Below are 9,218 nucleotides of genomic sequence, written 5' to 3'. Positions count from 1 at the left end.
AGCAAGCGGCGGTGTCTAAGCTGGAGTCGGCACTGAAGGATCATGAGTTGGAGTCGGTGCTGCACTACCTACATACTTTGGGTGCGGATTTATTGGTGGCTGTCAAGCAGGGAGACGAACTCTATCAGGTAAGCGATAACGAAGAGGTGGTGCTGGTAGACTTAGGCGCGGAAGTTGTCCAGCTAGCTGAGGCAGAGGGGATGAGTCTGCGGGAATATGTGCAGGCGGCGGTTCGGCACTTCTCGCACAAAGATGTCTCGGTCATCAAATTTGTGACGGCGTTTCTGGAGAGTGATGACTCGGTGGCTGTACAGGTACGGGAGAGATTGGGAGCGCGATCGCTTTCTGAAATTGCCGCCGAGTTGGAAAAATGCCTGACCATCCCAGAAGAAGATGACCGACTCTGTGCTGTCAAGAATCTCTTAGCTGGTAGCGTTGCGGCGGTCGGTATTAACTGCAATTCCAGCGATGAAAATGATGAAATCGAACTACTAGATTTAGCAGAAAGTTTGCTAGAGAAATTAGCCGATGTTTTGCAATAATCTTCAGAGCAAAATCTGCTAACTCTCTGTTTATAAAGCTATATTTTTTGGATTCTAAACTTTAGATAAAAAGCATCACAAGGAAAGAATATGACGCGAGACAAGGGTAATTTGATTATCCCCACAGTTGCTGATGTTCAGGCGTTTTGTCATAGCATTGGCGTTAGTAGAATTACTATCACGCCTGGGTATGAGAAGTGGTGGAATGTCCTGCATGAAATTGGTCATTTTGCGGTCAAGCCAGATGGTTACATCGCCCTGTGGCGGCAGAATGGAGGTCTGGGAGTTCCTCAGATGAATTGGTTTAACAGTAATGGGGTTGTTAAGCCAGATGACCCGACACCGGATGAATGGGGAGCGAGAGCTTGGTGTCTGTTAGCTTTGGAATTCAACGGCTGGGTCAGTCCCCTGGATTGCGGCAAATGGCCTGCTTCTAATGACTGGGAAGGTCGTAGTCGGAATAATCCCTATTTGTGGATGAGAAATCAAGTTACCAGCCCTCGCCATCCGTTCCACAAAAATGGATTTGAGCAGTTAGAAGCCGTGGGAATTGACTTCAGTAGAGGCATTTTGCGCCCCACTCAAGAGTTAGTAACTGTTGGGTGGCAGCCAGTATTGGGATGGCACTCCCGTCAAAGTGCCTGAGATAACTAAGGTTTCAAGGTTAAGTGAACGATATGGCAAAAGGATTCGGTACTGGAAAGCCAAAAAAGAGTAAACAATATCAAAAATCCTATGTAAATTTCTTACTTGAGGTATTGCAAGCAACCCAAGAGAGTAACGGCAATTCCAAAGTAATATACCCACTGCTACAAGCAAACTTGGATAAATTAGATGATAACTTTGCTCAGTTGCTGCACAATTTGGCAAGGGATAAGTTGTCAACAGTGGAGCCTAAGCAAGCGCAAAGGCTTGCATTAGATATCTTTCTATTCAGCAATATAATTCAGAACTTCCCCTTGGGCAGCAGAGCCAGCAACCTGGAAATTGTTATTACTGGATATGAAATTATCACCACCATCTTTACACGCAATACGTTTCCGGAAGTATTAGCAATGGCCCAAAATGCTCTGGGAGTTGCCTACTTCAACCGCATTTTCGGAGACAAGGTGGATAATCTAGAACGGGCAATTCATTGGTATGGAGCAGCGCTACAAATCTACATCCGTGACACCTTTCCCGAAAAATGGGCAGATACCCAAAACAATCTGGGTGTTACATACCGCAGCCGTATTTTGGGGGATAAAGCGGAGAATCTAGAGTCGGCAATTCAATACTTAGAAGCAGCACTGCAAATCTACACTCGTGAGGCGTTTTCAAAAGATTGGGCAATGACCCAAAACAATTTAGGGAATGTTTACAAAGACCGTATCTTGGGGAATCGGGCGGATAATCTAGAGCAGGCAATTCGTTGCTATAAAGCAGTGCTACAAGTCCTTACCCGTGACACCTTTCCTCAAGATTGGGCTGCTACCCAAAACAATCTGGGAAATGTCTACACCAACCGCATTTTGGGGGATAAAGCAGAAAATCAGGAACAGGCGATTCGCTGCTACGAAGCAGCGCTGCAAATCCGCATCCGTGATACCTTTCCTCAAGACTGGGCATTGACCCACAACAATTTAGGCACTGCCTATCGTAACCGTATTTTAGGCAACCAAGCGGAGAATCTAGAGTCAGCGATTCGCTGCTACGAGGCGGCATTGGAAGTCTATACCAGCAAGGTGTTTCCCCAAGACTGGGCAATGCTTCAATATAATCTGGGCGTTGCCTACACTGACCGCATCTATGGTGATAAGGAGCTGAATCTGGAGTTAGCAATTCGCTGCTACGACCGAGCGTTGCAAGTCTTCACCCCCGAAGGGTTTCCTCAAAATTGGGCAATGCTCCAACATAATTTGGGCTTTGCATATTCTTATCGTATTTCGGAAGGATTGCCGGAGGAGCTGGAACTAGCAATTCCCCAAGGAACACTAGGTGAACTGATCGCTTGGTCAATGGTAGGTGAAATATGGAATTTAAAGTTGGCGATTCGCTTCTACGAGGCGGCACTACAAGTTCTTACCTGTGAGGCGTTTCCCAGAGATTGGGCAATGCTCCAACACAATTTTGGTAATGTTTACCTCAAACTACAACAGATTCCACAGGCAGTCCAAGCGTTTCAACAAGCACTGAAAATTTACACTCCGGCAGCAGACCCTATCTCATGTATAGTGACTGGACGTGGTTTGGGCTACGCCGCTTTCAAGGGAGCGTTGTGGCAAGAAGCTATTGAGGGCTTTGGAGCTGTGATAGAAGCTGTGGAAACCAGTCGCAGTTGGGCAGCTTCTGAATCTCGCCGTCAAGAGATTTTAGCAGAGGCTTTTGATGTTTACGAAAACATGGTGCAAGCCTGCATAAATGATGGGCAACTGGAAAAAGCCCTTGAGACTGTCGAGCGATCGCGTTCCAAACGCCTTGTAGACTTGATGGCAAGTAATGACCTCTACCAAAGCGGCGAAATCCCCCTAGAAGTTAAGAAGTTATTGCAGCAGTTTGATGACTTGCAACAGCGAATTGACCAAGAGCGCTCTCAAAACAGCTCTGGTAATAATCGAGAACTGATAGGAGTGGGAAGTAGAACAAGCGATCGCGCTTCTTTCCAAGCTAAAACGCAAGCGATCGCATCTTTAGAAGCTGAGAAACAGCAAATTTGGGAACAACTCAGACGCTTAGACCCAGTACTAGCTGGTGAGATTCAAGTTATAGCTCCTGACTTTTCGGCGATGCAGAAGCTCATCGACCAACCGACTACTGCTATCCTCAGCTTCTATAGCACCAGTAACAATACTCATATATTTGTACTGCGGAAAAACCAGCTCGCCTGCCACGCTTGTACTGGGCAAGGAATTGAGACTCTACAAAACTGGATTTCCCAGAAATGGTTAAAACTCTACGTCGAAGAGGAAAACACTTGGAAGTCCCAAATTATTAATTTCTTAGCCGAACTGGCTGAACGCTTGCAAATCAATGACCTTATTTCTCAGCATCTACAGGACATTACCGAACTGATTTTAGTGCCTCACTTGGCGCTGCATCAAATTCCCTTTGCTGCTCTGCCCCTTGGAGAGGGTCAATATTTAGGAGATAAGTTTCTCATTCGCTATACTCCTAGTTGCCAAGTTTTAGAATTTTGCCAACAACGGGGCGAAGTAGAAGGAAATCTCACCTACGGCACCGTGGAAGATGCTACCGAAGACCTGCCCTTTGCAAATTTTGAGGGTGAACAAATTGCGAAAGTTTACAACATTCCTGAAAGCGCTCGCTTAAGAGGTCGCAGCCAAGCTACAACAAGCAACTATCGTCAGCTGGCTTCACGAGTTCAAGTGCTTCACTCCAGCCATCATGCTGAATTCTGCCTCGATAATCCCCTTAACTCCCAGTTGAAATTGGCTGATGGTAATATCACCTTGGGGCAGTTGATGACTCCAGGCTGGCGGCTGCCTAATCTTTCTGATGTGTTTCTTTCTTGTTGCGAAACGGGTTTGGGTTTGCCAGAAATAACGGATGATATTCTAACACTTTCCACCGGCTTTTTATGTTCTGGTGCCAGAAGTGTTGTCAGCACTCTTTGGTCAGTCGATGACTTAGCCACAGCATTATTTTCCATCTTCTACTATCAGCACCGACAACCAGATAAAAGCCGCCCCGAATCTCTGCGACAAGCTCAAATTAAACTGCGTGAATTAAGAAAAGAGGAACTCTTGAAAAGAGAGGATATACAAGAACTATCTACACAAGCAGAAGCTGGACGGAAAGAAGCTAGAAGCAAGCGCAGCCAATACCAACCAGGTTCAGCAGACTTTTTGAAATGGAATTGTGAATATCGGAAGTACGCGGGAGTTACGAATCAGATTCACGCACTCAAGAATTCACAAGATGAATGTCCTTTCTCACCTCTTCACTACTGGGCTGCTTTCACCTGCCAAGGCTTGCGATGATTGTATTCTATATAACAGTGAGTGATAGGCGCGATCTCTTTCAGTTCACCTTTCAATATGATGGGGTTTGAAAGGCGCAATCGCTCTCATCTTCTAATTGATGAGTAGATATATAGAGCTAAATTCCCAAAGCGATCCAGATGAGCTAGCGATCGCCTTTATAGGGTAATAAACATAGCATTATTGAGGCTGCCGTGTCTCCTCGTCCGTAGCAGGTGGCAGAGCGAAATTGCCCCAAGAAAGTTTCGTTGTTGTATCAATATCTAACAGAAATAAGGTTAGAGAAGTTTCTGGTTGAGAAATGACAGCAACGTGACTGGCTATCCCCAGAGTGTTAGCGTGACGAAAGGATTCGGGTAAGACTCGAATCGTGGATAAGGGTACATCTATCAAAGCGGGAACGGTTTCAACGGGGATACCATACAACTCTCTTTCGGTATTTTGAAGAACGATCAGGTAGGCTCCCTGAGGGGTTTCGTGGGTTGAGTTGGATGAAAATAACCGCTGCTGTAGATTCAAAACAGTCACTTCGCGATCGCCTACATGAGCAATACCGACTCCATTCAGTCCGCTGCCAAAAATTTGGGTAGAATTCAGCACTTTGTAGATAGACTCAATCCGCAAACCCAAGTTTAAGCTACCAATGCTAAACACAAGCACTTTAATAGCGGGTACAGACGCGGAAACATCTAACCGATCGAAATCCGGGGGGGTTGAGTTGATTAAAGTGCTGTTCATGCCTTTTTTTTCAGGGGAAAGTAGGATTCATCCCTCCCGATTCACCCAGAGGGTTGGGGTGGGTTTCTGGACTGTAATTGATGTCTTTAAAAACATTGAGATGCTCTCATTATTATGAGCTACGAACGGCAGCTCCTAAAGATCCACTTTTTTCAAAAAGGGCTTTGAGGGCTGCTAAGAATTCTTGCTCTAAGTAAGGTTTACTAAAGTAAGCACTGGCTCCCAAGTGAGTTGCTAATTGTCGATGTTTTTCACTACTACGGGAAGTCAGCATCGCTACGGGTATTTTTGATAGCTGCGGATCTTGACGACGATGGTTGAGAAATTCAAAGCCATTTAGATTCGGCATTTCTACATCGCAAACCACCATTTGAATGTTGGAATTTTGCTGTAACTGTTCGATGGCTTCCCGTCCATCTCTTGCTTGTAAGACGCGGTATCCTGCTTTTTGGAGTGTTAAAGCTAAAGTTTGTCTGAGGGTAATCGAGTCATCTACGATTAATATCAAAGGCGATTTAGCTGTGTTTGCGGATACTTTAGTTTTGTCAATTGATGCAGTTTGGATGGGGGAAGCAGTTGGCAGATCGGTGAAAGTAGTCGTAGCGATCGCGTTCTTACTTTGCCCAACCATCTGGGTGAGAAGCGTTGCCCCATCAATTACCGGAATCAGGCTCCCATCTCCTAAAATCGTGCAACCGTAAATATAACTTGGAGGCGCGATCGCTGCACCAAAGGGTTTGATCACCAATTCTTGCTCTGTGACCAAGCGATCGATTTCTAAGGCAAGAATTTGGTTATCTCGGCGGATTAGCAGCATCGGTGGTGCCCAAGCTTCGGGAGTGGGAACGGCGACTAAAGCTTGGCTGGGAATTGATTCAGGCAACGGACAACTATAGTCCAGTAATTCTGATAAGTGATAGACAGGAACGATTCGCTTGCGCCAGTGCAAGAATCTCTGTTTTCCAGAGTGCTTCATCTGGTCAGTTTTCGGAATGACGATCTCTTCAATGCTGTCAGCGGGGAAGGCGTAAGCAGTGGAACCAACCAAGCAGACGAGTAATTTAGCAATCGTCAGCGTCAGCGGGATGCGTAACGTAAAGGTGGTACCTTTTCCAGGCGTGGTCGTGACCGTGATGGTACCTTTGAGCGATCGCAGTTGCGATCGCGCCACATCTAATCCCACACCTCGACCCGACAGTTCGCTGACTTGAGCCGCAGTGGAAAATCCTGGCTCAAATAGTAAATCTAAAAGTCGAGTGGTTGAAGTTGTAACCACTTGTTCTGGTGAAAGCAACCCCAACTCTAGTGCTTTCAAACGGATGCGTTCTAGGTTGACTCCTTGACCGTCATCCCGTACTTCAATAATCGTGTGACTCCCCTGATGATAAGCCTGAATTTCAATCTGACCCCGCTCCGGTTTCCCTTGCTGACGGCGTACTTCTGGTGGCTCAATCCCGTGATCGAAGGCATTGCGGAGCAAGTGCAGTAAAGGATCGTTGAGTTTTTCTAAAGCGGCTTTATCAACTAAAACTCCCGTCCCGCTTAATTTCAGCTCGACTGGCTTTTTGTATTTTGTGGAAAGGTCGCGCAAAACTCTAGGAAAGCGGCTCAACACTTCGCGCAGGGGAAGCATCCGCGCCCACATCAAATCATCCCGCAAGTGGGCGATCATTTGACGTTGACTTTCTAAAGTTTGGCTTGACTGTCCAGCTAAGTGTGCCACATCCCCGACGATTTCTTCGAGTTGCACCATCTCTTCGAGGCTCTCTTGCACCATTGAGTGCAATGCTCCATAGCTGTCCATCTCTAGGGAGTCAAACGAAGAAGTTAGGGGTGTAGAGGTGCTAGAAGACAGGAGATTTTGCTCTATATTTTCCTCGGTTTCAGACGCAGGAAATCGCGTTTTTACATCCGGCTTTTCTGCTTTTCGAGATGCGATTTGCTGGTCTGACGCAATAGAATGGCGTTCTGGAGCCACTATCATCTGGTCTGATAAATCGCGCAGATGATTGGCGATTTCCTGAAATTTAGTAAACCGCCGCAGCAGTTCTTGTACCGTTGCTTGCAGTTGTTCGTTTTGGAGGAAAAGACCGTTTCGGTTAATGGCAAGTTCACCCACCAAGTTATTCATTCGTTCCAGTCGATCTAAGTCAACTCGAACAGAAAGTTGGGGAGTAGAATTGGTAGGGACAATGGTTTCTTTCTTCTTGTCTTTGGCAGCAGGCAATTTAGCGGGTCTAGAAGTTTTAGGCGCTGCTTTGTCGATTTCAGACTGAATTATCTGAGGCGAATTTTCTGTGTTGACTAGATTGACCGGAAGCTCGGTTACGGAAGGCAAACTATCAAATAATTGCTCGATTTCCTGAACAACTGCTTGAATATTCGTTGAGGATTTTGTTGCAATTAATTCTGAGTGTAGTTCTGGAGCTGGGGGAGAAATAGTAACTAGGTTAGTTTCTTCAACAGCTAGCTCTAATTCAGGAATTTCCTCAATCAGCGCCATCGGCTCAGCTACTTCAAAAGAAGATGAGTTTTCAATTTCTATCTCTGGTAAATTTGAGGCAAAACTACCAAAAACTTCATCTAGAGAAGGAGGGGAAGCGAGGATTTCTTCTTGAGCGATTAACTCAAATTCTTGATTTAGATTAGCTGCTGGTAGCGCCGGAAGTTTCAGCCCGTTGAAAGATGAATTATTATAAAAATCTGTAATTTCTGCTGTTAATTTTGAATCCTTAAAAATTTTATCTGAAGTTTGTTTCTGTTTTCGCTCGTCTAAGTTTGGTTTGAGACTTTCCTCATCTGTAGTTAAGGTTAGATGCTCAGGTTCATCAACTTTGAGAAGAGGGAGTTGATTTTGAGTTGATAGGCTGGAATCTGAGAAATCAAGAATTTCGTCGAAAGCAGCGATAGAAGTTAGCGTTTCCCCTGGAATGCCTAACTCGGTTTCGGAAATTTCTTCAGATGTGAATAGTGCCGAAACGTCTAAGAAATCTTCATTGATTTCAGAAGGGAGGACAGAGCTACCAAAAATATCTTCAATAGAAGAAAAGGAAAAGGAGAGCGCTGATTCCTCTTCATCTTCAGTCAGTGTCAGTAGCTCTAATTCGGGAGCCAGTTGGACGCCTGTAACCGTTGATCCAGGGGAAGTTTGAACTGGAGAAGTAGCAGCAAGTTTTGTTAAAGCGGTAGAGGGAGAACCGCCAAGCAAGCGATCGCCTGCGAGTACGTCTTCTCTCGCTGCCAGAAAATCAGCTAATGCCAGTTTAGCAATCTGCAAGGCTTGTTCGGGATGAGCATCGAGCGCCGCCAAAGTAGTTTGCGCGATCGCTCCAAATCCTGGCAAACTTAATAATTCTGCGATGCCGGTAAATACATCAGCGAGTGCCCGCAATTCTCCGGCTACTTGATTGCTTTCAGGATGGGCTAAAACATGAGTGAGGCGCTCTAGTTCTTGCGCCACGTCCACTTCAAATATCGATAAGGTGATATCAATTCCCAATTCCACCGCATTGGGTAAAACTTCCTCTCCGGTGAGGAAATCTCCTAATTGTGCCTCAATTTTGGCAAACACGGGTTCGGCGATCGCGATCGCCTGTTCTGCGTTGAAATGACCCGCCAGAATCTGCTCCGTTAAAGGGAGGCGGAGACAATCATAGGCTTGCAGCAATAAGCTTTCTAGTTCGGCATCAATCTCTAACTCTTTGTTGTGGAGCGCCTTAAAGATATCTTCAAGGCGATGAGCTATCGTTTTGATTGTTTCGAGTCCCACGCAAGCAGATCCCCCTTTAATCGAGTGAGCCGCACGCATGAGACTGTGAATTTTAGCAGTAGTCCGCTCTGTCTTGAGCGTCAGCAGTTCCGATTCGATGACCTGCAACAGCTCTGGAGCTTCTTGAATGAAGAACTGATAGGCTTGGTCGCGGATATCAGAGTCGAGCGCCATAATACTGAATTGGTA

General features: G+C 45.8%; 5 protein-coding genes. 3 read left to right on the top strand and 2 right to left on the bottom strand.

Translation table 11 applies throughout. The features are described from left to right. The 3 genes from NDI44_RS25585 to NDI44_RS25575 form a co-directional block, all read left to right on the top strand. Positions 1-542: transcriptional regulator (locus NDI44_RS25585; RefSeq protein WP_206755318.1), on the top strand; the 542-nt coding region annotated here is incomplete at its 5' end. A 90-nt stretch (positions 543-632) separates the two neighbouring features. Then, positions 633-1,187 (top strand): hypothetical protein, encoded by a 555-nt coding sequence (locus tag NDI44_RS25580; RefSeq protein WP_190412989.1) that lies wholly within the window; start codon positions 633-635, stop codon positions 1,185-1,187. A gap of 32 nt (positions 1,188-1,219) precedes the next feature. Then, positions 1,220-4,522: a CHAT domain-containing tetratricopeptide repeat protein gene (locus NDI44_RS25575; protein ID WP_190412988.1), complete on the top strand. Its 3,303-nt coding sequence runs from the start codon at positions 1,220-1,222 to the stop codon at positions 4,520-4,522. Positions 4,523-4,702: 180 nt separating this feature from the next. Here NDI44_RS25575 and NDI44_RS25570 read toward each other — a convergent pair whose 3' ends face one another. Continuing rightward, entirely contained in the window at positions 4,703-5,260 is a 558-nt protein-coding gene (locus tag NDI44_RS25570) for a chemotaxis protein CheW (protein ID WP_190412987.1), read from the bottom strand. Positions 5,261-5,372: 112 nt separating this feature from the next. Continuing rightward, positions 5,373-9,203 (bottom strand): response regulator, encoded by a 3,831-nt coding sequence (locus NDI44_RS25565; protein ID WP_190412986.1) that lies wholly within the window; start codon positions 9,201-9,203, stop codon positions 5,373-5,375. Between the last annotated feature and the right edge of the window lie 15 nt (positions 9,204-9,218).

The organism is Trichocoleus sp. DQ-A3 (assembly GCF_039961975.1).
Taxonomy (GTDB): Bacteria; Cyanobacteriota; Cyanobacteriia; order Cyanobacteriales; family FACHB-T130; genus FACHB-T130.
This window is presented reverse-complemented; position numbering and strand designations above follow the sequence as displayed.